Annotated in this window: 17 protein-coding genes and 3 pseudogenes; 17 read left to right on the forward strand and 3 right to left on the reverse strand. The window is 60.5% G+C overall.

Annotation, left to right across the window (positions count from 1 at the left end; all coding sequences use genetic code 11):
- Nucleotides 1-191: 191 nt before the first annotated feature.
- The gene (locus ACFY9W_RS20995) at nucleotides 192-3971 is read right to left on the reverse strand and encodes a hypothetical protein (RefSeq protein WP_391134080.1); all 3780 of its coding nucleotides are present in this window, start codon (nucleotides 3969-3971) and stop codon (nucleotides 192-194) included.
- 197 nt (nucleotides 3972-4168) lie between these two features.
- Between ACFY9W_RS20995 and ACFY9W_RS21000 the strand changes: the two genes are divergently transcribed.
- Nucleotides 4169-5425, forward strand: coding sequence for an HNH endonuclease (locus ACFY9W_RS21000; RefSeq protein ID WP_391134083.1), 1257 nt, complete (start codon nucleotides 4169-4171; stop codon nucleotides 5423-5425).
- A gap of 12 nt (nucleotides 5426-5437) precedes the next feature.
- On the opposite strand, the gene ACFY9W_RS21005 is transcribed toward ACFY9W_RS21000, so the two are convergent.
- A complete protein-coding gene (locus ACFY9W_RS21005) occupies nucleotides 5438-5704 on the reverse strand; it encodes a hypothetical protein (RefSeq protein WP_391134086.1) in 267 nt (88 codons plus the stop codon).
- A gap of 419 nt (nucleotides 5705-6123) precedes the next feature.
- On the opposite strand from ACFY9W_RS21005, the pseudogene ACFY9W_RS21010 reads away from it, so the two are divergent.
- Nucleotides 6124-6449, forward strand: a pseudogene (locus ACFY9W_RS21010) (type II toxin-antitoxin system YhaV family toxin); the annotation flags it as partial.
- A 212-nt stretch (nucleotides 6450-6661) separates the two neighbouring features.
- Here the strand turns inward: ACFY9W_RS21010 and ACFY9W_RS21015 are convergent.
- Complete coding sequence (locus ACFY9W_RS21015) at nucleotides 6662-7102, reverse strand: hypothetical protein (protein WP_391134088.1); 441 nt, start codon at nucleotides 7100-7102, stop codon at nucleotides 6662-6664.
- Between the two features lie 264 nt (nucleotides 7103-7366).
- Here ACFY9W_RS21015 and ACFY9W_RS21020 point away from each other — a divergent pair, with 264 nt between their 5' ends.
- The 15 genes and pseudogenes from ACFY9W_RS21020 (at nucleotide 7367) to ACFY9W_RS21090 (ending at nucleotide 25490) form a co-directional block, all read left to right on the forward strand.
- Nucleotides 7367-7684, forward strand: coding sequence for a type II toxin-antitoxin system PrlF family antitoxin (locus ACFY9W_RS21020; protein ID WP_391134091.1), 318 nt, complete (start codon nucleotides 7367-7369; stop codon nucleotides 7682-7684).
- Nucleotides 7684-8144: pseudogene (locus ACFY9W_RS21025) on the forward strand (type II toxin-antitoxin system YhaV family toxin). Before ACFY9W_RS21020 ends, ACFY9W_RS21025 begins: the two are co-directional and overlap by 1 nt.
- A 438-nt stretch (nucleotides 8145-8582) precedes the next feature.
- Nucleotides 8583-9332: pseudogene (locus ACFY9W_RS21030) on the forward strand (ABC transporter permease); the annotation flags it as partial.
- A 4-nt stretch (nucleotides 9333-9336) separates the two neighbouring features.
- The gene (locus tag ACFY9W_RS21035; protein WP_391134093.1) at nucleotides 9337-10131 is read left to right on the forward strand and encodes an ATP-binding cassette domain-containing protein; all 795 of its coding nucleotides are present in this window, start codon (nucleotides 9337-9339) and stop codon (nucleotides 10129-10131) included.
- A 346-nt stretch (nucleotides 10132-10477) separates the two neighbouring features.
- Entirely contained in the window at nucleotides 10478-12073 is a 1596-nt protein-coding gene (locus ACFY9W_RS21040; protein ID WP_391134096.1) for an FAD-dependent oxidoreductase, read from the forward strand.
- Nucleotides 12070-12423 (forward strand): 4Fe-4S binding protein, encoded by a 354-nt coding sequence (locus ACFY9W_RS21045; RefSeq protein ID WP_391134099.1) that lies wholly within the window; start codon nucleotides 12070-12072, stop codon nucleotides 12421-12423. The genes ACFY9W_RS21040 and ACFY9W_RS21045 overlap by 4 nt, the downstream gene beginning before the upstream one ends.
- A gap of 16 nt (nucleotides 12424-12439) precedes the next feature.
- Complete coding sequence (locus ACFY9W_RS21050) at nucleotides 12440-13423, forward strand: aliphatic sulfonate ABC transporter substrate-binding protein (protein WP_391134302.1); 984 nt, start codon at nucleotides 12440-12442, stop codon at nucleotides 13421-13423.
- Between the two features lie 25 nt (nucleotides 13424-13448).
- Nucleotides 13449-14783, forward strand: a complete 1335-nt coding sequence (locus ACFY9W_RS21055) for an NtaA/DmoA family FMN-dependent monooxygenase (protein WP_391134102.1) — start codon at nucleotides 13449-13451, stop codon at nucleotides 14781-14783.
- The gene (locus ACFY9W_RS21060) at nucleotides 14780-15466 is read left to right on the forward strand and encodes a redoxin domain-containing protein (RefSeq protein WP_391134105.1); all 687 of its coding nucleotides are present in this window, start codon (nucleotides 14780-14782) and stop codon (nucleotides 15464-15466) included. Before ACFY9W_RS21055 ends, ACFY9W_RS21060 begins: the two co-directional genes overlap by 4 nt.
- A gap of 191 nt (nucleotides 15467-15657) precedes the next feature.
- On the forward strand, nucleotides 15658-18150 hold the full coding sequence (locus ACFY9W_RS21065) for a TonB-dependent receptor domain-containing protein (RefSeq protein WP_391134108.1): 2493 nt from the start codon (nucleotides 15658-15660) through the stop codon (nucleotides 18148-18150).
- An 18-nt stretch (nucleotides 18151-18168) separates the two neighbouring features.
- Nucleotides 18169-19029, forward strand: a complete 861-nt coding sequence (locus ACFY9W_RS21070; RefSeq protein WP_391134111.1) for a TauD/TfdA family dioxygenase — start codon at nucleotides 18169-18171, stop codon at nucleotides 19027-19029.
- Nucleotides 19029-20420 carry an NtaA/DmoA family FMN-dependent monooxygenase gene (locus tag ACFY9W_RS21075; RefSeq protein ID WP_391134114.1) on the forward strand — a complete coding sequence of 464 codons (1392 nt, stop codon included), beginning with the start codon at nucleotides 19029-19031 and terminating at the stop codon, nucleotides 20418-20420. Before ACFY9W_RS21070 ends, ACFY9W_RS21075 begins: the two co-directional genes overlap by 1 nt.
- Before the next feature lie 688 nt (nucleotides 20421-21108).
- Nucleotides 21109-21900, forward strand: a complete 792-nt coding sequence (locus ACFY9W_RS21080; RefSeq protein WP_391134116.1) for a class II aldolase/adducin family protein — start codon at nucleotides 21109-21111, stop codon at nucleotides 21898-21900.
- A 3-nt stretch (nucleotides 21901-21903) separates the two neighbouring features.
- Complete coding sequence (locus ACFY9W_RS21085) at nucleotides 21904-22890, forward strand: ABC transporter substrate-binding protein (RefSeq protein ID WP_391134118.1); 987 nt, start codon at nucleotides 21904-21906, stop codon at nucleotides 22888-22890.
- 161 nt (nucleotides 22891-23051) lie between these two features.
- Nucleotides 23052-25490 carry a TonB-dependent receptor domain-containing protein gene (locus ACFY9W_RS21090; RefSeq protein ID WP_391134121.1) on the forward strand — a complete coding sequence of 813 codons (2439 nt, stop codon included), beginning with the start codon at nucleotides 23052-23054 and terminating at the stop codon, nucleotides 25488-25490.
- Nucleotides 25491-25536: the final 46 nt, after the last annotated feature.

Here is a 25536-nt window from a genome sequence, read left to right on the forward strand (position 1 = left end):
ACAGAATTCCTTTCCGTAGATGGTCGGCGACTGTACAGAACCCAAGCTGCTCCAGGGCCATATTTGAGTTTCTTGGGATTTCAGACAGAGCCTAGTAAACCTGCCGGCCCGATTGAGCCCAACCAATGCTGCTGCCCCCTCCGAACCCGGGTGCCCGCCACATGGTACATAAACCGATGCGGGCTTAAGAATCAGAGGCCTTCTTTCCTCAAGTCTGCCGCTGTGTCCTCCCGCCTGCCATCGAGCTCATAGTCTTTGGCCAGGTCATCCAGAACAGCAGCCACATTAGGGTGTGAAAAACGAACCCGCTCTGCGTGTCCTCGGTACGTCTCCGCTAGGGTCCTTTCCTGCTCCCCACCATCCCACATGGACCTAGTGGTTACACCACGCTTGTTGAAGCAACCAATGAAAAACCCTTTTCTCATTTGCTCTACGCCGAAGTCATCCAGTACCTCTCTGACTGGTTCGCATGGCCAGGCCCCATCCGCGTCAGCAGGAGCATGAGCAAGTATTTCTCCCAATGTCTGATCACACATCGTTAGCCTGTCGGCGTCACGGCACAGGCTGCGAGTCGATTCGGCGAACTCAATTAGAACGTTTCTATCGATGTGCCCATCGTCCTGCACACCGGGCAACCGACGACATGAGTGCAGAATACTGTAGGCACGTTTTGCGGCAGCCTTAGCCAGATCGTCAACTAGCTCCCGCTCTCCATTCTCCGGAGCGAACACCATGCAAATCAATTCTTTGAAAATTTCGGGCTGAGTCGTAAGGGCTTCATAAAGAAGCGCCGCCTTGCTTTCTCGACCATAACGAAGCAACGGGAATAGGCCAAACTCAAGTCGCACCAGTCTCATCCGGTCTATCTCTTTGCAGGCCTCTAAACGTTCGATCATCTTCTCAAGATGCCAGCTTTCGAGCCTGGCCTCCCCCTCCCCACCTTGGGTTAAGAACAGTTCAAGGGCCGCAAGCAGCTGATGCGGGTCCGTTTTTTCGATCGCATACTGACAGTAATGAAGCGCACTTAATGGTCGCTTGACTGTCAGCAACTGCTCCATAACATACCCTGGAATCTCATCTGCTCTGGGAGAGACATTCACTTGCTGCCAATAGGCAGCCGAAACCTCAGGCCCGCACTCCTCCACTATCCGCCATGTAGCAGGCTTTGCTACTGCCAAAGCCAGTAACTTGGCCAACCTGTCCACTTTCCAATTATGCTGCAGCCCTAAACAGATCAGCTTCTGGAGTAGCTCGTCGGCTGTTGATACTGAATACGATTCGAATATCCCAACCAAGCACCTTGCCATCGATGAAGACTTCAAAAAATCTGCATCTTCCGAAAATAACCAATCGGCAATTTCAACTGGATTTATCCACCCAACCCTGGTCAGCGTAGATCCAACAATGCCAGGCTCAGCGCATTCGCAGATGAGCCGATTAACCCCTTGCATTGAATAAAACTCGTATACCTGACTCAATGCCGAGACCCGTAACTCTAAGACGGCCAGACCCTTGGCTTCGATTCCATCATCCTGATCTTTTTCAGGCATTTCCAACCAGTAATTGTCAAACAACCATTGGTGTCGCAGCACCACGTCTTTAGCAACAAGCCGTTCGTAAACACCGCTTACAACTTGTAATTTACTCTCTAGCTCTGCGACCGGTTCATCCGAATAGTTTTTGTGCCAGTAAATTATGCTTCGCAGCTCCGCACGGATAGCCTCACGGTCCCCATCGGCAGCCCCATCTAATAGAAATGGCGCTAGCAGTAAAAGCAAATTATCCAACTCATCGACAAGATTAATCTTCTTGATGACTCGCACCGTTCTAGAGGCATCCCCGACGCTCATCGTCAACAACCGTTCCTTGGCAGCGAGGACCATCGCGGCTGCCTCCTCTCGGCTAGCACCACGACCAGCACCGGCATCATCATCCCGCCACTTCGGTCTGTGGGTCAGAAACGCACCATTAGGACCCCGCCCGACCAAACCCAGCAGTAAGCTGAAGCTCGCGTCGGGTGCTTTGTTAATCAGAAAATCAAGGACCTTGATACGCTCTTCCAAACTGGCCGCTGTCTGGGGATACCAGGATCGGAACAAACTGAGCAGACTCTCACTAGGTTTGTTTCCCCAATTTCCTTTCATAGGCACATCACGGAGGCGAGCAAGAATCAGTGAAACTGGGCCGAGCCGCCGCGGCGCCCAGCCGAGCATCTCTAGCGCCCAGAGCAATTCAGCATGCCAGCAACGACCGCCAAATCCACCCGAGCTCGCTGACTCGGTGATGAGTAGAGTCACAGGCGCACCCGCCAGGCCGAGACTTTTTTGAACGGCCCGGATAAATTCATCAGGTGCTGCTTCTGCCAAAGTCGGCAAGTACGAAGCTAACGACAACCAGCGACAACCATCGGCACCATCGAGCAAACTCAGAATGAGCGACGAAACGCGCTGCTCTATGCGAAGCGACTGAAGCCCTGGTTGTTCCTCACCGCGCACCGCCAGCTTCAGAAGTGAGTCACAAATCGACTCGAACAGCAGACTGGAATATTGATGTACTCGACCACTAACCTGAGCCAGCCAACGCTCTTCCTCCGGCAGCTCCAACTGCGGATCAGGGATACTGAGGATCTCTTGGGCAATAGCAAAAAATCTATCTAACTGACCGCTAGTGATTCGGTCGCCACACTGAGTGAGGAGCTCCAGCGGTGATTTGGCCTTCCAGACCATACCGATATTTAGTACCGGTGCATCATCCACTCTGGCGAGTTGGCGTAAATCAACCTCTACATCTTCATACGTCCGATCGGCAATGCGCTCAATTATCTGTCTGTCAGCCAGGGAATCAGACTTCCAAGCCCCAAGCAGGCACAGAAGAGGCAAGCTTGCCGAGTGAAGGGAATCTAACCAGCCAGGGCGACGGATCGCAGGGTTGGTAGCCCGTTGGCGACGCAGTACCGTCCAGGACCGCCCTGTACTGAGCGCATACCTTTTGGCATCGGACTCCTCCATCCCCGTGTGAACGAGAGCCTTTTCGAAGTCGTAAATACTCGGTCGCTCCAGTACCAGTTCGTCTCCGTTCGGTCTACCCGCCATATCACCGGAGGCGTAGGGAACGATCACTCGAAGCCCTTTACGCATGATGGGATGACTTGCTATCTCTGCTCGAGCGACGATTGCGATGCGAATCTGAGGATTGGCTTCAACATATCGCCAGCCAGCAGGATCAATTACTACCAGTGCCTGATGCCTCAACTCTCCCGAAGCCATTGTCGCCGCCACCACAAAGGCTGCAGCTTCGTCCATACTGTCAGCTCTGATTGATAGCGGATTCATCACATCGTTATCAGCCGCTGCGGAGCGGAGTTTTTCATTCAGAGCATTCAGCGCCAGCGCTCGTCCCATAACCAATGCATCAGGTGTGATCTCGGGAACGCACTGGCGAGCCCAGCCATCCCAAAAGCTCGCAATGCTTACAACCCCCCAACCGGCGAGACCTATCTCTTCGGCAAATTGCAAAGACACTGCCGGGGTTTGCTCGAGCCATTGCTCCAAGTCATCCGCGTCATAGGCTCTAACGTCTGCCCACTCTCGTTGCCCCTTCTTTTGAGCTAACCATTCAGCCTTTTTTGCCCAACGCCTCGGCGTCACAAATACAAAAACCGTTTTATAACGCTCTTGCTGATCGACTTTTTCAACACGTTTCTGATAATCCGAATTAGCTTTTGCCTGGACGTCTTGATCGCAGCCGATTTCCCATCGAGACAAACCGAGCGGAATCCATGCATTACCCTCTTGATGGAAAACTGTTCCATCCCACCCGGGAACGTAAGTGGAATCGCCCGCTGGGAACGTTATGAGAGCAGTCACCGACGGCTCGTAGCAAAGCCGCCTGATCAAGCGTGGCAGCGCCGCTTGCGCCTCCTTTGCATGAGTGTTCGCCCAATCGACGATGTGAGAGGCTGTAATTCGCATGGTTTACCCCAAGGCAAGATCAGTCCCAGTACAAGTCACTGCGAGTGTACTATTTGGACGGTGTCAAAGGTGCGGAGGGGAGTACCGTACCGCGGTGTTTCGGCGGAATTGCCAAGAGCAGTAGGCATACCCTCCCCGTTCACCGATACTGCCGGCACCACACACTGTTGCACTCCAAGTGCGGTGACGGAAGACCGATGACAACCTCAAGTAGGCGCCTTTCTGAAATCTCCAAGGAAAAGCCGTTCAAGCCCTTCCCTCGACCGCGAGAGCGCCTTCACGGCTACCTCGACTGGCTAAATCACGTGCGATCCTTCGACCAGTACCTGCAGGCCGACATGGAGCACCTGCGCCAGCAACGGTCAAGCGCTTGGCTGCATCACGGGCTTACACAGTCATTACCTTTTCTGGATGATGACTCTCCGCGCCCCAAACTCGCGCTTCACGACCCTGGGCCACGCGTCTACGGTCCCCGGCCGGCTGAAGCACCGCGATACCTCTATGCGCTGGAGGTAGCAGATCTGCTGGAGTTTACTGAAGAGGACATAGCTGCCGCCTGGGTCTACCGAACAGAGTCTTGTGGATCTGTGGAGGCCGCGGCGGAGCTCTATGCGCTATACCGTCTCGTCACCGGTACCGACGACCATTACGCCGGCGAAACCGCTTACCGTTGGCACCCTGAGGTCGTTGCGTTGTTCCCTGGCGAGGAAGAACAAGGGCCGGCTTCACAGACTGGGTTAGTTGATGAGGCCGTGCTTGACCTTGACGCCGGAGGCGCTGGCGCGAACCTGTACGACCTGCAGGCAGTTCGGGGGCTGGGCATCGACGCGCTGCGACAAGCCTGGGATAACCGTCCAGACAGCTTCGCCTCGCTTGAGGCCGCGGCGGAAACGCTGGCCATCCTGCGCGCCCTGAAGACCGAATCGACGACCAAACCTAGCTACAGGGCGATGCTCTCCCACGAGCTCGTGATTGACCTCTCCGATACGCTTCCTCTAGAGAATCCTGCCGCGGGATCCCTGACAGCTCCCCTGCCTTCACGGGAGCTCGAGCTGCTGCATGCCGATCGGCGGACGATGCGCGCACAGGTTTCTGTCGTGAGGACTGGCCAGGCGAACTTCCGCGAAGACGTGATTACGCGATATGGCGGGAGGTGCTGCATCAGCGGCTGCGACATCAGCGCCCTGGTCGAGGCCGCACACGTCATCCCGTACCGGGGGGATCAGTCGGATGATGTGAGCAATGGACTATTGCTCCGGGTAGACCTGCATAGGCTGTTCGACGCGCACCTGGTGTCGATCAATCCGGAAACCCTCGAGGTAGTGGTCGCTAACTCCATCAATGACCCTGTGTACAGGGCATATCATGGGATACGACTGTTCAGTTTCACGCCCAGGCCCAGGCTGTTGTTCCTCGAAACACACTACCGTGCTTTCAAGGCACTGGCACGCTAGCCAAGGGTCGGGCTAGCCGAACCACTTGAAGGACTCAAAAAAGATGCCAAGCAGGAGAAAGACCCCCTCGCGCTTCTCCATTTTCCGGCGGGCATCAGATCCCGGGCCAGTTGGCGTGGGATCATCTCCTCTGACCAGCACCTTCGAAGCCGGCCGCATGTCGACGTACATTGCCTGGCTGGCGTGTCGGGCGGACTTGTCATCCAGTTTCACCCACCACTGGTGATCCTGGTAGAAGCGGTCTCCCATACCGAGGGTTCGATAGACGACCTGCTTCACGAAGTCATACCTGGCTGCGCCCTATCAGTACCTGGAAAGCCGGCAGGAGCTCAACGGGCCCATCGGGTTGCTGGGAGAGACCTTGCACCTCGCAGTCAAGCCTTGGGCATTCAACGAGCCAGTGTCTAACACCACTCTCCCCAACTCGGTCGACCTGTGGCATGTCGATGCCATGGATGGGGCAACACCCTTTGTTAAGTCGCTCAACCCGATCATCGATGCTCTGACGTGCCATTGGAATCCTTGAAGTGATATTAGGACCAGCCCCATCCACCACTGGCTTGCAACTGGGCGGGTCCGTAGTGATGCTGTTTTAGGCGGCCATTGGTTGCCCAATCATACTAGCAGTCATCAGAATCTCGCCATTCGTAAGCACCAAGGATGCATCTTGTTGTCTTGTGCCAGAACCCAGTCCAATAGCTGTGCCGGGCGATACAGGCATACATAACCCCCAAGGCAACACGCTGGGCACTGCCTACCGACATTGGCGCCGCGCAAAAACCGGCAGGCACTTTCGCGCTGTTCTCGCTACGACTCAAGATCCAAGGTCATCGTCTATGCATGGGTCAACGACGAAAGTACCCTACGGTCCGCAGGCAGCAAATCCGATCCATACGCCGTATTCGAGAAGATGCTGGGCCGCGGCAAACCTCCTGATGACTGGGATGCGCTGATTGCTGCGACGCGTACCAACTGGGTGAGGAATTGCGCGTTCGAGGCCAGCCCCTCGGCGCGTCCACTGTAATCCACCCGAAGCTGCTGTTAAAAGGGGTACATCTGGGGGTACAAAACCAATTCCCCATTCATAACCTTTTGATTTATATGAATGCCCAAATGTTCTTTGGGGATCCTGATAGTCTTTAGGTCTCGGGCAGGCTCTTCATCTCATCAGCTCCGGGAGTTTCATAGGCCATGGAGATCCATTCACTTTCAGCCGGGGCCACTGCTTACTCCACATTATTCACTCGATGAGGCCAATTCATTCATCAGATCGAAGCACACGGCTGCACAAACAGCCATGACGCGATCTTGGGTCGCTGATTTGATTATCAATTGCCCAACCGAATAGTTTGTAGAGCCCACTACCCCAGTGGCCACCGATGGCCTTTCCGAATAGTCAAACGGCTCACAGAGCGCCTCGCGTCGATCCGAACGGCTGCGCCAGTAAGAACGCGGAAAAGAAAGGACATCGTTGTTACCTCGGCGGAAGGCAAGTACATCCATCTGGTTCCCATCCGCGCCGCGATACTGGAAAGCAAGTGTCTCGGAATTCGACTTACCTTCCGGCTTTAGGCCTTGTTGAACCAGATAGTCAAAAATGGCCTTGAACCTGCGGCCACGTACGTCTTGGGTTTGGAACGCCGAGACGGTTTCTTGCGTTACGGTAGGCTGAGGCATGAGTTTATGTCCTCAAAGGGCTCATCAGTGGATCTGGGATTCACCTAAGACCCAGAGACCAGATCAATTCAGCTGCATCTCACTCTCGCCAGCAATCACCTCAAACCAGCGAATCACCACACTATTGTTCTGAGACCTTAGTGCACGCAGATCTTACTGTAGGACAGTATCGGCAGGCTGCTTGTGGTTGATCATCAGAGATCCAAGATTGACCGTGTAAGGATTATTCCTTACCACTCAGCCAATACATCCGGGAGAACGCTCATGCCTGCCATCCACGAAATCGCCACGTTGACCTCGAAGGGCCAGGTAACGCTACCCAAATCCGTTCGCCAGCTACTGGGCATTGACAAAGGTGGCAAGATCGCATTCGACGTACGCGGCGGTGAAATTGTGGTCAGCCGTGTAGAAACCGCCCACGAAGACCCTGCCATCGGTGCATTCCTGGGTTTGCTGGAGGCTGATATCCGCAGCGGACGCAACCTCACAAACCTGCCGGAAGACTTGGCGCAAACCATGCTCGCCAACGCAAACCACCCTGTAAACCTGGACGAAGAGATCGACGGTGAGGTCGCGATCTGATGGTGCTACATGGCTGGACACTGTTGTTTCATGAATGTGTGACTTTACAGCTACGCAAATTGCAAGAAGCCGCCGCCCGGGCCGAGCAGAACGACCCACAGGGTTTTGAAAGCAACGCTAACGTGAAGCTGTTTCGGGCATTGGGCCATCTGATCATGGAGGCTGTGCCTGCAGACCCGGGCCGTGATGAGTTCCTGCAAGGCAACACGCCGGGCACCGTTTACCGACACTGGCGGCGGGCAAAAATCGGCAGGCGCTTTCGGCTGTTCTTTCGCTACGACTCAAGGTCCAAGGTCATCGTCTATGCATGGGCCAACGTCGAAAATCCCTAAGGTGGGCAGGCAGCAAATCCGATCCCTACGCCGTATTCGAGAAGATGCTGGGCCGCGCCAACCCTCCTGATGACTGGGATGCGCTGACTGCTGCGACGCGTAGCGACTGGGACGGGCCCAAGGCGTAAGCGGCACGCTTTGGAGAATGTAGCGGCGCAATGCCTGCAACCGGCAACCCCACACACCCATTAAAATTCGATAAGCGCATAATGCAATTCATATTAACTCAATAAAACTGATAATTAGCTTAGAATCAAAAGTACTTTTACACCTAGCACTTATAAGCATACGGTCTCCCAAAAGCCACCTCTCACACTGGGGCGCTACACAACCCAACAGGCTCCCGCCTGCCATCTGCGCCCGTAACGAGAGACCCATGACGCAACCTGCCGATACCCTCGCCTTACCCTGCTGTTCGCCAACCGCACCCTGCTCGACTCTGCCGCCGCCTGCCCATGGGCAAAGCTATATCTACTGATCTCCGGGGAGTTTTCATGACGCACGCCACTACTATCCAGGTCAGCAAGCCTGCGCACCGCTTAGCAAAAAGGTGGTCAGCCCCAGACGTTTTACTGCGCCTGTTAAGCCCGCTGGCCATTTTGCTGATCTGGGAAATTGCCTCGCGCGCCGGGCTGATTCCAGCCCGGGTGATCGCCGCGCCAAGTGAAATCGGCGGCACGCTGTGGGAGCTGATCCGCAGCGGTGAGCTGTTGCGACACCTGCTGGTTTCCCTGCAACGGGCGGTCACCGGGTTAAGTATTGGCGTGGCCATCGGCGTGACAGTAGCGTTGATTGCCGGCCTGTCGAGGCGCGGTGAAATCGCCCTCGACTCACCGATGCAGATGCTGCGCACTATTCCGTCGCTGGCCCTGGTGCCGCTGTTCATCCTCTGGTTCGGCATCGGCGAATTCACCAAGGTAGCGCTGATCGTCATGGGCACGACCTTTCCGATCTATCTCAACCTGTTCGCCGGCATCCGCAATATCGACCCGAAACTGGTCGAGGCCGCCAACACCTTGGGGCTTAGCCGCCGCGAGTTGATCTGGCACGTGATCCTGCCTGGTGCCCTGCCGTCGTTTTTCGTTGGCCTGCGCTACTCGCTGGGCATTTCCTGGCTGGCCCTGGTGTTCGTCGAGCAGATCAACACCACCGCCGGCATCGGTTACCTGGCCAGCGACGCCCGCGACTTCATGCGCACCGACGTGATCGTCATCTGCCTGCTGATCTACAGCGTGCTTGGCCTGCTGATTGACGGCCTGATTCGCACCCTTGAACGCCTCGCCCTGGCCTGGCGGCCCTCTTTCGTAAGGACCTGATGCGATGAATGCGCAAAGCCAGTTCAACTATCAGCCAGCCGTGAGCCTACGCGGCGTAGTGCGCCAGTTCGGCGAAAATCGTGTCATCGATGGCCTCGACCTGGACATCGCGCCTGGCGAATTCGTCGCCCTGCTCGGTGCTAGCGGCTCGGGCAAGACCACCCTGCTGCGCGCCTTGGCTGGCCTTGATGCCATTGATGGCGGTGAACTGAACGCGCCGCAGGCACGCTCCGCCGTGTTCCAGGAACCGCGGCTGATGCCTTGGAAGCGCGCTTGGAAAAACGTCACCCTGGGCCTGCGGGTGAACAACCCCAAGGAGCGCGCCGTGCAGGCGCTTACCGAAGTGGGCCTGGCCCATCGCCTGGAGGCATTTCCAGCCACCCTGTCTGGCGGTGAATCGCAGCGCGTAGCGCTGGCGCGCAGCCTGGTGCGCGAACCCAAGCTGCTGCTGCTCGACGAACCCTTCGCGGCGCTCGATGCCCTGACCCGCATCCGCATGCACCGGCTGATCATCGACCTCTGGCAGGCACATACCCCGGCGGTGCTGCTGGTTACCCATGACGTCGACGAAGCCATCCTGCTGGCCGACCGCATCATCGTGTTGCAGCACGGGCGCATCGCCGAAGAACTGCGTGTCGACCTGCACCGCCCCCGCGACAACGGCCAATTGGGTTTCAACACCATCCGCACACGCCTGCTGGCCTTGCTCGGTGTTGATAAGGACGACCCGGACGGCCTTGGCCGAGACCACAACCCGTTTATCGCGCCGGGCTATCCACTCAGCGCAATCGCCATCTAGCCGACATTTCCCCGAACAGAGTCGCTGGTACCCCGAGCGATCCACTACAGCCTTGTCGCCGCTACGCACTGCCTTGCGCCGCACACCTGCAAACAGCTGGGGTCAAGCGCTGGCACCCATCAGACGCACAAAACCGGGCCTGCCATGCCCTGAAGGCACAAAGAGCACGCAATCTTTAAATGCCGTTATCTGATATTATAGATTCTGTTAAATCAGTTAATTACATAATTAGCTTAGAGCCAAAAAGACTTTCACAGCCGTTTCTTAGAAAGATATGGTTGATTTCAGACCGACCCCATTCCTGGCGGAGGACGTCCCTACGACCCACTCCAGGAGCAAGCAACCCATGACCTCCCCGCTCACCACCAGTGCCCCAACGCTACAGATCGACGCCGACGTGCTGGTGATCGGTGGAGGCCTGGCGGGCACCTGGGCTGCGGTCGCAGCAGCCCGGGAAGGCGCACGCGTGGTGCTCACCGAAAAGGGTTTCTGCGGCACCAGCGGTGTAACCGCCACGGCAGGGCCGGGGCATTGGTGGGTGCCGCCCGAGCAGCGTCAAGCGGCCATCGACAAGCGTATAGCCAGCGCCGCCGGGCTCGGCGATGCCAACTGGATGGCGCGCATCCTGGACACCACCTGGCAAACGCTACCAAGCCTCGACCGCCTCTATCACTTTCCAGAAAACCCGCAAGGCGAGAAGCAGTACCGCGCCCTGCGTGGCCCGGAATACATGCGTGCCATGCGTCAATTGGCGCTGGAGCATGGCGTCACCCTGCTCGACCACAGCCCTGCGCTGGAGTTGCTAAAGGACGGCAACGGCGAGCTGGCCGGCGCCCGAGGCCTGCAGCGCCAGCAGCAGCGCGAATGGGAGGTGCGGGCCCCTGCGGTGGTGCTTGCCACTGGTGGCTGTGCCTTTCACTCACGCCTGCTGGGCAGCCAGAACAACACCGGCGACGGCTACCTGATGGGCGTCGAAGCCGGTGCCGAGCTGTCCGGCATGGAGTTCTCCAGCTACTACTGCATTGCCCCGGCTGGCAGCAGCATGACCCGCTCGATGGTTTACACCTTTGGCCGCTATTTCGATGCCAGCGGCCGCGAAATGCCGATCAGCCAGGGGCCCGATTTCAACGAATCGCTGGCCCGTGCCCTGCTCGAAGGGCCAGTGTATTGCCGCCTGGATCGCATCCCTCACGACATTCGCGCACGCCTGCCCTATGTGCAGCCGAACCTGATGCTGCCGTTCGACCGCTTAGGGATAGACCCCTACCGCGAGAAGTTTGCCGTGACCCTGCATGGCGAGGGCACTGTCCGTGGTGTCGGCGGCCTGCGCCTGGTCGACGAACATTGCCAAACCCGCCTGCCCGGCCTGTTCGCCGCAGGTGATGCAGCCAGCCGCGAAAAAGTGACAGGCGCTATTTCTGGCGGCGGCGCGGTGAATTCGTCATGGGCGCTGTCCAGCGGGCAGTGGGCTGGCCGTGGCGCTGCGCTGCATGCCCGTCAACACCCGCTACGCACCGGCACCTGCTACGGCACCGCACGCGTCGGCCTGCTGCCTCTTGGCGACGACCGCCAAGGCAGTAGCGATCTGGTCAGCACCGTGCAGAACGAAATGCACCCCTACGACAAAAACCTGTTTCGTACGGGTACACAATTGCAGCGCTCCCTGGCCGAGCTGAGCAACAGTTGGGACCGCCTGCGTGAACAGCGTGGCGCCCGTGATCCAGCCGCGCAACTGCGCTGGCGGGAGACCGCCGCCATGCTCGCCAGTGCCCGCTGGTGCTATGGCGCGGCGCTGGAGCGCAAAGAAAGCCGTGGCATCCATCAGCGCAGCGATGTGCCCCAACAGCTTGCAAGCTTTGACCTGCATTTACGCAGCGGTGGCCTGGATGCGCCCTGGGTACGCCGCGATCCGCTGCAGGCCCACGCGCAGGTGCCGGCATGATCGAACTGATCCTCAGCGACCGTTGCGACGGTTGTAATCAATGCGTGGTCGCCTGCCCGACAGACGTGCTCGCCGTAGGCATCGACGGCCTGCCGACCATCGCCCGCCAGGCCGACTGCCAGACCTGCTTCATGTGTGAGCTGTATTGCAACAGCGACGCCATCTACGTGCACCCCGCCAGCGACCACGCGGTCAGCGTCGACCCCGCGCAGATCCGCGCCAGTGGCCTGCTCGGCCAATACCGGCGCGACTCTGGCTGGCACGAATGGGCCGATGACCCGCGCTACACCAACCAGCACTGGCGCATGGAGGAAATCTTCGTCCTCGCCCGCAGCCTTTCGAAAAACTGACAGGAGACATTCCATGCTGATCCGCACGTTCATGACCAGCCTGCTCAGCGCCAGCGTACTGCTTGCAAACCTTGCCAGCGCCGCAGGCCTGGAACCGCTGCGCGTGGCAAACCAGAAGTCATCGCTCAAGGTGTTGCTCGAAGCCGCTGGCGAGTTGAACGATGTGCCCTATCGCATCGACTTCTCCGAATTCGCTGCCGCCGCCCCCCTGGGGGAGGCATTGAATGCCGAGGCCGTCGATATCGGCGCCCTGGGCGACGCGCCCTACGTGTTCGCCCTTGGTGCAGGCGCGCCTCTGAAAACGGTCAGCATCACCCATGCCGACGGCCGCTTCAGCACCTCGATCCTGGTACCCAAGGATTCCCCCCTGAAAAGCGTAACCGACCTCAAGGGTAAGCGCATCGTCACCAATCGCGGCTCCATCGGCCACTTCCTGGTGATCCGCGCACTGCAGGATGCCGGCCTGAAAACCAGCGACGTGACCTTCGTCAACCTGCTGCCCACCGACGCACGCAGTGCCCTGGAAAGCGGCAACGCAGACGCCTGGTCGACCTGGGACCCGTACACCACCATCGCCATCACCCAAAACGGCGCGCGCATCTTGCGCAAGGGTGACGACCTGCTGACCAACCACCTTTACCTCGCAGCCACCAGCAAAGCCATTGCGGACAAACGCCCGCAACTCGACGACTTCGTGCAGCGCATCGACCGCGCCTGGAGCTGGGTCAACAGCCACCCACGCGAATACGCCCAGGCCCAGGCCAAGGTCACCGGCCTGCCGGTGGAAGTGCATCTGGCCTCGGCCAGCAACACCGATTTCCAGCCCGTAGCCATTACCGACGCGGTCATCGCCAACCTGCAGAACACCGCCGACACCTATCTGGCCGAGGGCGTACTGACGCGGCCAGTGAATGTCAGCCAAGGTTTCGACAAGAGTTTCAACGCCAGCCGTCACCTGCAGGACAAGCAGCTGGCAGCCTCGACACAGAAGCAGCAATAAGCCTATTCAAATTCGGAGAGCCCGCATGAGCAAACGACAGATCAAACTCGGTGCAATGATTCATGGTGTCGGCCATGGTTGGGGCGAATGGCGCCACCCGGACGCGCTGGCCGATGCCAGTGTCAACTTCGGCTTCTACAAGCAGCAGGCCCAGTTGGCCGAGGGGGCCAGGTTCGACTTTGCCTTCATCGCCGACAGCCTGCATATTCATGCCAAGTCCAGCCCGCACTACCTCAACCGCTTCGAGCCGCTGACCGTGCTGTCGGCGCTGGCGGCAGTGACGGAGCACATCGGCCTGGTGGCCACCGTGACGGTCAGCTACACCGAGCCGTTCCAGGTCGCCCGCCAGTTCGCGTCGCTGGATCAGATCAGCGGCGGTCGCGCCGGCTGGAACGTGGTCACCTCGTGGCTGTCTGGCACTGCCGACAACTTCGGCAAGGCGGAGCACCCGCCGCATGCCACCCGCTACCGTATTGCCCGCGAGCATGTGAACGTGGTCAAAGGCTTGTGGGATTCCTGGGAAGACGATGCCTTTACACGAAACAAGCAAAGCGGCGAATTTTTTGACCCGGATAAACTCCACGCCCTTAATCATCAGGGCGAGTTTTTCAAGGTCAAAGGCCCGCTGAACATACAGCGCTCGCGCCAAGGCCAGCCGTTGATCTTCCAGGCAGGCACCTCCGAGGATGGCCGCAACTTCGCCGCGCAGAATGCCGATGCGATCTTCGTCAGCCCGGAATCGTTCACCGACGCCCGCACCTACTACGCGGACCTCAAGCAGCGTGCCGCCAAGGCCGGTCGCAACCCGGACGAGCTTTTCATCCTGCCCGGCATTCGCCCGATTATCGGCCGCGATGCCGAAGAGGTGGAAAGCCGTTACCAACAGGCTGTCGAGTTGGTGACCATCGAAGACGCCATCGTCGCCCTGGGGCGCCCGTTCAATGATTACGACTTCTCCAAACACGATCTGGACGCCCCCTTCCCCGACCTCGGCGACTTGGGCAGCAACAGCCAGAAAGGCGGCTCTGACCGCATCAAACAGCAGGCCCGGGATGAAAACCTGACCCTGCGTGAAGTGGCCCTGCACTTTTCACGTCCGCGCCGTGATTTCGTCGGCACGCCAGAGGAAGTCGCCAACGCCTTGCAGGACTGGTTCGAAGACGGCGCAGCCGACGGTTTCATCATCAACTCGCTGCTGCCCGACGGCCTGGCTTATTTCGCAGAATACGTCGTACCACTGTTGCAGGCCCGTGGCCTGGTGCGACGAGAATACGACGGCAGCACCCTGCGCGAAAGCTTCGGCCTGGCGGTGCCCACCAACCGCAATACCCTGCGCCGTGCACAAGGAGAAGTGGCATGAGTGAATCGCTCAATGGGCTGCTGGCCGAACTGCACGCCGAGCGCGTGCGCACCTGGGCACCCGAGGCGCTGAAAGTGAATATCGACCAGCGCCAGACGCTGGTCGATAAAGCACGCCATGACCAGTTCGTCAGGGCCGGTGACAGCATCGCGGCGTTCGAGCTACTCAGGGTCGAGGGCGGCTCGCTAAGCCTCGACCAACTGGTGGCCGATGGCCCTGCCGTGCTGGTGTTCTTCCGCTTTGCCGGCTGCCCTGCATGTAACATCGCCATCCCCTACTACGAGCGCAACCTGCAACCGGCGCTGCAGGCGCGCGGCGTACCCCTGGTGGCAATCAGCCCGCAGGTGCCGGAGCGTCTGGTTGACATCAAGACCAGGCACAACCTGAGCCTGCAAGTCGCCAGCGACAAGGACAACGCCCTGGCCCGGCGCCTTGGTGTGCTCTATGAGTTCGACGAGGCTTCGCGCCAAGCTTCGTTGAGCAAGGGGCCAGGGATCGGCGAAGTTACCGGCACCGGGACGTGGGAGCTGCCGCAGCCAACCGTGGTGGTTATCGGCACGGACAAGCGCGTGCACTTTGCCGAGGTCAGCCCGGACTGGCTGGTGCGCAGTGAAGCGCAGGTGATCATTGATGCGGTGGATGGGGCGCTGGGAGCTACCGAGAAGGTGGCCAGAAGCGCCTGATTTGTGGGGATGGCACCGGCTTCGCCGGTGTTCGCGGGCAAGCCCGCTCCCACAGGGGAATGCGCATTTTCTGTGGGAGCGGGCTTGCCCGCGAAGGGCTGCACAGCAGCCCCATTAGCTCCCCATAAGGCTTAACAGACTGGCATCTGCCCGATAACAAGCCACTCCCTCAACTGAAAAGGATGCGGCCAATGCGCGCGCAAGGATTCGTTCGTCCCGAAAATCGTCTTCCCTATGCCCTGTCGCTGCTCTGCCTGGCACTACCAGCAAGCTCCTGGGCCCAGGACACCGTACTCGACACGGTATCGGTGATCTCCACCGGCAACCGCAGCAACACCCTGACCGTGGCCGACAGCCCATCGCCCATCGATATCATCAGCGGCGAGCAAATCCGCAAAACCGGCAAGGCCAGCTTGCGCGAGGCCCTTGGGCGTATCGTGCCATCGTTCAACGCACCGGCGCAGTCAGGTGGCGGCACCTCCAACTCAGTGCGCCCGGTGTCGATCCGTGGCCTGTCCGGCGACCACCTGCTGGTGCTGGTCAACGGCAAGCGTCGTCATAACACCGCCGTCTACAACAACTTTGCGCGTATCGCCAGCGGCAGCGTACCGGTGGATCTCGATCTGATCCCCACCTCGGCCATCGAGCGTATCGAACTGCTGCGTGATGGCGCTTCGGCGCAATATGGCTCCGACGCCATCGCCGGGGTGCTCAATATCATCCTCAAAAGCCAGGCCAGCGGTGGCAGTGCCAGCGTCACCGTCGGCCAGCAGGAGGACAAACCCGGTGACCTGACCCAGACCGGCATCAACAGCGGTTTCGGCCTTGGCGACAACGGCGGTTTCTTCAACACCTCGCTGGACATCCGCCTGCAAGGGCCCTCCTATGCCGCTGGCGATGCCCAAGGGGCGTGGTACTACCCGGTACTCAACGGCCAGTCAGTACCGTTCGGTACGCCAGGCGCAGCGGCCGACCCGCGCGAGGAGTCGGTCGATCGGCTGCTGGAGAAAGGCTATGGCCGCTCCAACCGCGACGAAGTCTACAACCTCTCCTACAACGCCGAACTGCCCATCAATGATGACCTGACGCTGTACTCGTTCTCAACCTACAGCGACCGCAGCATCGTCGACACTCGCGGTAGCTTCCGCGCCACCAGCGTCTCGTCGATCCCGCAGATCTACCCAGACGGTTTCCATGCACAACGGCTGATCGACGAAAAGGACTTCCAGGTCGCCGTTGGCGGCAAAGGCGACCTCGCCGGCTGGGCCTACGACCTGTCCACCATCTACGGCAAGGATGATGTCCGCCTGGGCGCGCAAAACACCCTCAACGCGTCCATTGGCCCGGCCAGCAAGACCTCGTTCTACCTCGGCGCCCAGGAGTTTCAGCAGTGGACCACCAACCTCGACTTCACCCGGCCCTTCGAGATTGGCTTGCCCAAACCCCTGCAACTGTCAGCGGGTATCGAACACCGCTGGGAAAAATACCTGCAAGGCGCCGGCGAACCTGATTCCTATCGCGACGGCGGCTACGTCTACCCCGTTGGCCATCCACGCGCAGGGCAACAGCCCTCGCCGGGCCTGCAATCGTTCACCGGCACTTCGCCTGGCGATGCCGGCTCACTGGACCGCGACAGCTACGCCTTCTATATCGACGCCGGCAGCAACCTCACCGAACGCCTGTACACCAGCGCCGCGTTTCGCTTCGAGCACTACGATGACAGCTCCGGCAACACCGTCAGCGGCAAGCTCGCCAGCCGCTATGAGTTGGCGCCAGGCCTGGCCTTGCGCGGCACCTTCAACACCGGCTTTCGCGCGCCGTCGCTGGCCCAGCAAATCTTCTCGGTCACGCAGAATACCGGCGTGCTCCAGGCCGATGGCACCACCCGCATAATCCAGGCCCGCTACCTGCCACCGGGCAGCGCCGAGGCTCAAGCCCTTGGCGCCAAGGACCTGGAGCCGGAGAAATCGACCAACTTCAGTATCGGCCTGTCCTGGGAGCCGACTCGCAATGCCCGCGTAACCCTCGATGCCTACCGCATCGAAATCAAGGATCGCATCGTCAAAAGCGAGATCATCCAGGTCAGCGACGCCTACTCCGCGCAGTACAACCTCAATGGCGTCGACAGCCGAACCGATGGTATTGACCTGGTCAGTGAACTGCACAGTGACTACGGCCGCTTTGGCCAGGTGCGTTGGTCGGCGCTGTACAGCTACAACCGCACCACCATCCGCGACATCAAGGAAAGTGGCGCGGCCGCCCTGCTTGGTCGCAACTACGTAACCTTCGGCCACCAGGCACAAACCGACCTGACCGAGGGCAGCCCGCGCGACAAGCTGGTGCTCGGGAGCAACTGGCGTGTCGGCGACTTCATCACCGACCTGCAACTGACCCGCTACGGCAAGTACACCGAGGCTGGCACAACCGCTGCGGCCGACAAGCAGTTCAGCGCCAAGTGGATCACCGACCTCGATATCACCTACCTGATCACCGACAACCTGTCGGCCGCTATTGGCGCCAACAACCTGTTCGGCGTGCGCCCCGACAAACAATCGCCAAACCTGGTGCGGACCAACCTGGCGGGTAACCCAACCGAAATCAACAACCTCGATGAGTACGGAGCATTCAGCCCCTACGGCCTCAACGGCGCCTTCTATTACGCACGCCTTTCCTACGACTGGTAACCACAAGAGGACAGCAACATGCCTGCAGAAAACGTTGTCGCACTCACCGAAGCACTCAAAGTCACCCAATTGGAGCCCACCGTCGGCGCCGAAATCAGCGGCGTCGACCTGAGCAAGCCGCTCTCCCCGTCGCAGCGCGATGAAATCCACGCCCTGCTGCTCAAGCACAAGGTGCTTTTCTTCCGCGACCAGCACATAAACAGCGAACAGCAGATCGCCTTCGCCGCCCAGTTTGGCGAGTTGTACGAACACCCCACCACCCAAAAGCAGGACAGCAACAAGCCCCAGGCCCACCTGATCCTTGCCAAGGAAGCGCGTGAGGCATACGGCAACGCACCCAAGGGCCGCTGGCACACCGACACCAGTTGGCTGCTCCAGCCGACCTACGGCGCGGTGCTGCGCGCGGTATCGCTGCCTGAGTTGGGGGGTGATACGGTCTGGGCCGATGCAGGCCTGGTCTACCGCGGCCTGTCCGATGAGCTCAAGGCGCGCATCGACAACCTCTTCGTCACCCACAACTTCAAGGCGTCGCTGGACAAGGTCGGCTATGCCTACCCGATCCTTGCCCACCCACTGGTGCGCACCCACCCGGAAACCGGCGAAGACGCCCTGTTCATCAACTTCTCCATGTCACCCCAGGTGATTGGCTGGTCGGTTGAGGAAAGCCGCACGCTGGTCGCCGAGCTGCTCAAGGCGTTCAGCAACCCCGAGTATCAGGTGCGTTTCAAATGGACGCCGGGCACGGTCGCCTTCTGGGATAACCGCGCGCTGCTGCATTACCCGGTCTACAACTACGGCGACTTCGAGCGTGCGATGGAGCGGGTGTTGATCGCCGACAACGACATCCCCCACCGCGTGCGCAAGCAGGAGGCCGTGTGATGGGGCGAAAGCTGCACTTGGCGCTGTTCGTCACTCAAGCGGGCTCGCACCTGGCCGGATGGCGCCATCCCCAGGCCGAAATCGGCAATGCGCTGGATATTCGCTACTACCAGCGCATTGCCGAGCAGGCCGAGGCAGCCAAGCTGGACATGCTCTTCGTCGCAGACAAACTCGCGCTTGACGACATACACGGCGGTAATTTCGACGCCGCCGTGACCTGGCGCCCCAATGGCTCGCCAGAACCGTTGGCACTGCTCTCGGCGCTCAGTGTGCTGACCTCACGCATCGGATTGGGCGCGACCATTTCCACCAGCTACCACCCGCCATTCCACGTCGCCCGGCAGTTCGCCACGCTGGACCATTTCAGCCATGGGCGGGCGGCGTGGAATGCGGTGACCTCGGTCAACGATGGCGAAGCGCGAAACTTCGGTCTCGATCAGCACCTCGGCCATGCCGAACGCTATGCCAAGGCCGAGGAGTTTCTCGATGTGGTGCGCAGCCTCTGGGACACTTGGGCAGACGATGCACTGCTACTGGACAAAAGCAGCGGGCGTTACGCCGACGCCAGCAAAATCCACTACGCCGAGCACCGAGGCGAGCACTTCAAGGTGCGCGGCCCGCTTAACCTGCCGCGCCCGCCACAAGGCCATCCGGTGCTGATCCAGGCAGGCGTGTCGTCGGCATTCCAGTCCCTGGCGGCACATAACGCCGAGGTGATCTTCCCGGTGCAGTCGACCCTGGAGAAAGCCAAGGCCTTCTACCGCGAGTTCAAGCAGCAGGTGGTGGCGGCCGGCCGCAGCGTCGAGGCCGTCAAAGTGCTGCCAGGCTTGTACCCGATCATCGCCGACACCGATGAGCAGGCCCAGGCGCTGGCCGCCGAGCTGGACGAGTTGATCCTGCCCATCGCCGGCCTGGCGTTCATGTCGGCAAGCATGAACTACGACCTGGCGCAGCACGACCCAAAAGCACCGGTACCGGATATCCGCGAGCATATCCGCGGCAGCAAGGGCCGTTTCGACGTGGTGATCGGCAATGCCATCGAAGCCGGGTGGAGCCTCGAACAGCTGGGCCGCTGGTACGCCTCAAGCCTCGCCTTCGCCAAGTTCATCGGTTCGCCGCAAACCGTCGCCGATCAGATTCAGCAATGGTTCGACGAACACGCCGCCGATGGCTTCGTGGTGATGCCGCCGTACATGCCCGGTGGTGCTGAACGCTTCCTCCAGCAGGTGGTGCCGGAGCTGCAGCGGCGCGGGATATTCCGTACGGAATACCAGGGCAGCACCTTGCGGGATCACTTGGGTCTGGAAAAACCCCAACGAACAGAAGCGCCAGCGTCAGCGAACGCCACCCTCGGCATGCGCTTGGCGACGCAAGCTGCCAAGGGCAATTAGTAGGGATCTTGACCTTGTGGGAGCGGGCCAGCCCCCACAGGGATCGCGTCAAGGCTGGCAGGTGTTGGCCTTAAGGTATGCAGCGCCTGTGAGACCGAGCGCCGCCCGCGCGGCGCATCGCGAGCAAGCTCGCTCCTACATCTGTTTCGGGCCAATCATTCCTATGGGATTTGCGCGCGAACGCTTTGGCGCATGGCTCGATATCGCGTCGTACGAACAAGGCGGTCGCGCGCACCTGGCACAGGTGTTACTGGCCCGAAACAAATGTAGGAGCGAGCTTGCTCGCGATGCGCCGCGCGGGCGGCGCTCGATCTCACAGGCGCTGAAGATGCCGTGGCGAGCACCTGGCAACCCTGATGACATTGCCACTGACCATAGAATCTCCCACACCGATTGCACTGAACTCAAGCCATGCGCCGTACCTGTGGGAGCTGGCTTGCCGGCGATGGGCCGTACCGCGCTGCTTGCTTCGCGGGTCAAGCCCGCCCCTACAGAGTTCCCTGCCGACTATGGGTCCAGAACTAAAATGCGGTAGTTAAATATTCATTTGGTTTTTTATTCTGAAAAATAATAATAAAAATAGATCAAAACAGTATTTCTGCCCCTCGCGCGCCCTTGCTACAGTCCTTTCAGACCCGACCCCTCGCACGGTGGAGGCGCCCGATTCATCCACCTGCGAGTACGCCCCATGACCCGTAGCATCACCCGCCTGCCGAACCACAACCACCGCCTGCAAATCAGCGCCCCGACCACCCACGCCGATCTCCACGCCGAACGCCTGCACCGCAAGCAACGCCTTGCTGCGTCGTACAGGCTGTTCGCCGAGCTGGGCTTCGAGGTCGGCCTGGCTGGGCATTTCACCGCCCGCGATCCGATCGAGACAGACCACTACTGGATCAACCCGCTGGGCGTGCCGTTCTCGCAGATCCGCACCAGCCATCTGCTGAGGGTCAACGGTCAGGGTCAGGTCGTGGAGGGTGACGGGCTGCTCAACACCAGTGCCCTGGAACTGCACTACGAGTTGCAGAAGGCCCGCCCGGAGGTAGTCGGCATTGCTCATCTGCACGGCTTCCACGGCCGGGTCTGGTCGTCCCTCGGCCAGCTGTTCCAGCCGATCACCGCCGAGTCCTCGGCCTTTGTCGGCGAGCAGGTACTGTTCGACCGCCATGCCCTGTGCACCGCCGATCGCGACCTGGTGGCCCACGCCTTCGTCGAGACCTTCGCCAACAACAACCTGCTGGTCTGGCAGAACCATGGCTTATGGACCACCGGCCGGACCGTGGAGAGCGCGGCATGGCGCTTTATCCTTGCCGATGACACCGCCCGCGCTCATCTGCTGGCGTATTCCGCCGGCCAGCCACGTATTGTGCAAGCGGGCGAGGACAGTTTCGATGCGGCCCAGCGGGAGTTGTTCGGGTGGTTGAACTTCCTGCCACTGTGGGACCGTATCGTCCAGCAACAACCAGATCTGCTGGACTGAGCCATGAATATCGACCTCTACCGCCGCCGGTTCATCCAGCGCAGCGCCCTGCTCGGCCTCGCCGCTGGCATGGTTCCGGCGCTGGCGAACACCCCAAAGGCACTGCGGGTCTGGCGCTACAAGGGCCAGGCCGCAAGCTTCCTCGGAGATGCCGGTCAGGCCACCACGCCCTATCCCGTGGAATGGGTGGACATTCCCGGCGGGGCCATGGTCCTCGAAGCCTTCGCCAGCGGTAGCCTCGACTACGCCTTCATGAGCCCGGTGCTGCCGTTGTTCGCCAGTGCCGCCGGCAATCCGCTGGTGCTGATCGCCAGCTACCAGGGCGAGCAGAACCGTAGCGGCCTGATCGTCAAGCGCGGCAGCGGCATCCACTCGATCGCCGACCTGAAGGGCAAACGCATCAGTTTCGTGCGCGCCACCGACACCCACTACCTGATGCTCAACCTGCTACGCGACAACGGCCTCGCCCTTGACGATGTACAGGCCCGCCCCATGCCAGCACGGGATGCGCTGGTCGCCTTCCAGAACGGCCACCTGGACGCCATCATCGCCGGCGGCATCGGGGCGCTCCAGGCCCTGACGCACATGGACGGTGAACTGCTCGCCGACGCCAGCCGCTACCAGTGCGGCAATTACCTGATCGCAACCAGCGCGCAGGTGCTGGCGCAACCGGGCAAGCAGGCGCAGATCGCCGATTTCCTTGAACGCGAGCGTGCCACGTGGGACTGGGTGGAGCGCAATCCGCAGGCCTGGGCCGCGCGCAACGAAACCCTGACCGGCATTTCCCGCACCCTCTACCTGCAACAGTTCGACCAGCGCCAGCGGCCATGTCGCCTGCTCCCGGTCAGCGACGAGGACATCGCCGCCCAGCAGCGCATCGCCGATCTTTTCCATGACAGCGGCCTGCTGCGCCAACCGGTGACGGTCCGCGACTTCTGGGATCGACGCTTCAGTTCCTTGCTCAGCGGCCAGGAACCCGCAGCGGCATAAGCGTACCGGCGCGCGCCGGACGAGACACAGGCACGCCGAACCACGGGAGCGATGGACCTTCCGCGGGCCCGGCCATGCCTGGAAAACCTGAAACAACCTATGAGAGCCCGCTCGATCGCACATCCAGGGCCTGACTGCCAACCGTATTCCTAGGAACCGTCATGAAGTCCGTATTCACTCCCTTGGCCATGGCCCCGGCGCTGCTCGCCGGCTACCTGTTCAACCCACTGGCGCTGGCCGCCGACAGCGACACCGCGCTTGGCACGGTGATCGTCACCGGTTCGCGCGGAAGCGAGGTGCGCACCGTTACCAGCAGCCCGGCACCGATCGACGTGATCGACAGCAAACAGCTCGAACAGACCGGCTCCAGCAGCCTGCGCGAAGCCCTGCAGAAAACCCTGCCGTCGTTCTCCCAGCGCCCTTCCGGCACCTCCAACGACAGCGTCGCCCGCCCCTACAGCCTGCGCGGCCTGAACGGTTCCAACGTGCTGGTGCTGGTCAACGGCAAGCGCCGCCACAACAGCTCGGTGATCAACCTCGACTCCACTGCCGCCTACGGCACCAACCCGGTGGACCTGGACATGATCCCGGTCAGTGCCATCGACCATATCGAAGTGCTGCGCGACGGTGCCTCGGCACAGTACGGCTCCGACGCCATCGCCGGGGTCATCAACATCATCCTCAAGCAGCACGACAACGGCGGCTCGGTCAGTACCCAATATGGCCAGTACTACGAGGACGGCGACGGCGGCAACCTGCGCCAGACCCTCAACCAGGGCCTGGCCCTGGGCGATAGCGGCGGCTTCTTCAACTACGCCCTGGATGCCAAGTCGGTGCAGACCGCCACCCGCTCCCGCGAGGCCACCGGCAACTTGTACTTCCCTGGTGACCCGCGCAATGCCACAGCCGACCGTGAAGTGCAGAAGAATGGCCTGCCAAAGATCAAGGCGATCAACCTGTCGTACAACGCCGAACTGCCGGTGAGCGACGCTCTGACCCTGTACTCCTTCTCTACCCTGAGCCAGCGCGACGCCAAGGGCGGACAGAACTATCGACGGCCAAACTCGACCAACATCATTCCAGAGATCTACCCGGACGGTACTGCTCCCTTCTATACCCTCAAGGAAACCGACTACCAGGCCGCGGCTGGCGGCAAGGGCGACATCGCCGACTGGCACTGGGACCTCAGCTCTACCTTCGGCCGGGCGAAAAGCCAGGCCGGCGCCGACGAGACCCTCAACGCCTCGCTCGGCCCGGGCAGCCCGACCCATTTCGACACCTACACCAACACCTTCGACCAATGGACCAACAACCTCGACCTGACCCGCCCCTTCGAGGTCGGCCTGAGCAAGCCGTTGCAAGTATCCTGGGGCCTGGAGCACCGACACGAGCGCTACAAGACCGAGTCGGACGACCCGCTGTCATGGATCAACGGCGGTTATATCTACCCCAGCGGTCCACTGGCCGGGCAACCGGGTTCGGTCGGTGCGCAAGGTGCGATTACCCTTACACCCGAGGACGAAGGCCAGGCCAGCCGCAACAGTTACGCCAGCTACCTCGACGTCGGTTTCAACCCGACCGAGAAGCTTTACCTGGGGGCCGCCGCGCGCTTCGAAAAATACGACGACAGCAGCGGCAATACCCGCAGCGGCAAGCTGACCGCGCGCTATGACTTCACCCCGACCTTTGCCATACGCGGCACGCTGAGCAACGGCTTCCGTGCGCCGTCGCTGTCGCAGTCGACCTACGCACAGACCGCCAACCAGTACACCACGGTCAATGGCGTCTCCCAGTTCGTCGAAGCCAAGACCGCCCGGGTCGATTCGGCGCTGGCCAAGGCTCTCGGTGCCGAGGACTTGAGCCCGGAGAAGTCGCGCAACATCAGCCTCGGCCTGACCTGGCAGCCATTGCCACAAGCCAGCGTGACCCTCGATGCCTACCAGATCGAGATCCGCGACCGCATCGCCCTGACCGGCTTCCTTTATGGCAACGGCGTCGATCAGGTCCTCGTGGCCAACGGCTACAAGCCCGGCTACCGCATCAAGTACTTCACCAATGCCGCCGACACCACCACCCGCGGCATCGACCTGGTGGCCGACTACCGGGTCGACTATGGCCGGTTCGGCCAGGTCAAGTACGGCATCGGCGCCAACTACAACAAGACCGAGATAGACGACATCAAGCAGACCCCAGCCACTCTCAGGGCCGCTGGCAACAATCTGGAACTGTTCGACCGTGTGGCCCAGGGTTACCTCACCGTGGCCAACCCCAAGACCAAGCTGATCCTCAGCGCCAACTGGCAGATCGAGCGCTTTACCATCAACGCCGCCGTGACCCGCTATGACAAGGTCATCGCTCGCGACGCCAACCCCGACTACGACGTGACCTACGGCGCCAAGTGGCTCACCGACCTGGAAGTGGCCTATGCGCTGACCGACAACTTCGATATCGCCGTGGGCGCCAACAACCTGTTCGATGTACGTGCCGATAACAACGCCTTCCCAGCCGGCGACGTCAACGGCTTCCCGAAATTCGGCTCGATCTCGCCGTTCGATCCGTATGGCGGTTTCTGGTACACCCGCATCGCCTACAACTTCTGACCCCAACGATCGAGCGCCCGCCTCGTTCGGCGGGCGCCAGGAGAAT

It is taken from the genome of Pseudomonas sp. NPDC008258, from assembly GCF_042956345.1.
In the GTDB taxonomy this organism is placed as follows: Bacteria; Pseudomonadota; Gammaproteobacteria; order Pseudomonadales; family Pseudomonadaceae; genus Aquipseudomonas.

Bases quoted from the DNA above. Each gene is read 5' to 3' on its own strand.
- ACFY9W_RS21085 (WP_391134118.1), top strand. From the start codon at position 21,904: ATGAATATCGACCTCTACCGCCGCCGGTTCATCCAGCGCAGCGCCCTG.
- ACFY9W_RS21075 (WP_391134114.1), top strand. From the start codon at position 19,029: ATGGGGCGAAAGCTGCACTTGGCGCTGTTCGTCACTCAAGCGGGCTCG.
- ACFY9W_RS21015 (WP_391134088.1), bottom strand. From the start codon at position 7,102: ATGCCTCAGCCTACCGTAACGCAAGAAACCGTCTCGGCGTTCCAAACC.
- ACFY9W_RS21090 (WP_391134121.1), top strand. From the start codon at position 23,052: ATGAAGTCCGTATTCACTCCCTTGGCCATGGCCCCGGCGCTGCTCGCC.
- ACFY9W_RS21035 (WP_391134093.1), top strand. From the start codon at position 9,337: ATGAATGCGCAAAGCCAGTTCAACTATCAGCCAGCCGTGAGCCTACGC.
- ACFY9W_RS21040 (WP_391134096.1), top strand. From the start codon at position 10,478: ATGACCTCCCCGCTCACCACCAGTGCCCCAACGCTACAGATCGACGCC.
- ACFY9W_RS21080 (WP_391134116.1), top strand. From the start codon at position 21,109: ATGACCCGTAGCATCACCCGCCTGCCGAACCACAACCACCGCCTGCAA.
- ACFY9W_RS20995 (WP_391134080.1), bottom strand. From the start codon at position 3,971: ATGCGAATTACAGCCTCTCACATCGTCGATTGGGCGAACACTCATGCA.
- ACFY9W_RS21060 (WP_391134105.1), top strand. From the start codon at position 14,780: ATGAGTGAATCGCTCAATGGGCTGCTGGCCGAACTGCACGCCGAGCGC.
- ACFY9W_RS21020 (WP_391134091.1), top strand. From the start codon at position 7,367: ATGCCTGCCATCCACGAAATCGCCACGTTGACCTCGAAGGGCCAGGTA.
- ACFY9W_RS21000 (WP_391134083.1), top strand. From the start codon at position 4,169: ATGACAACCTCAAGTAGGCGCCTTTCTGAAATCTCCAAGGAAAAGCCG.
- ACFY9W_RS21065 (WP_391134108.1), top strand. From the start codon at position 15,658: ATGCGCGCGCAAGGATTCGTTCGTCCCGAAAATCGTCTTCCCTATGCC.
- ACFY9W_RS21045 (WP_391134099.1), top strand. From the start codon at position 12,070: ATGATCGAACTGATCCTCAGCGACCGTTGCGACGGTTGTAATCAATGC.
- ACFY9W_RS21055 (WP_391134102.1), top strand. From the start codon at position 13,449: ATGAGCAAACGACAGATCAAACTCGGTGCAATGATTCATGGTGTCGGC.
- ACFY9W_RS21070 (WP_391134111.1), top strand. From the start codon at position 18,169: ATGCCTGCAGAAAACGTTGTCGCACTCACCGAAGCACTCAAAGTCACC.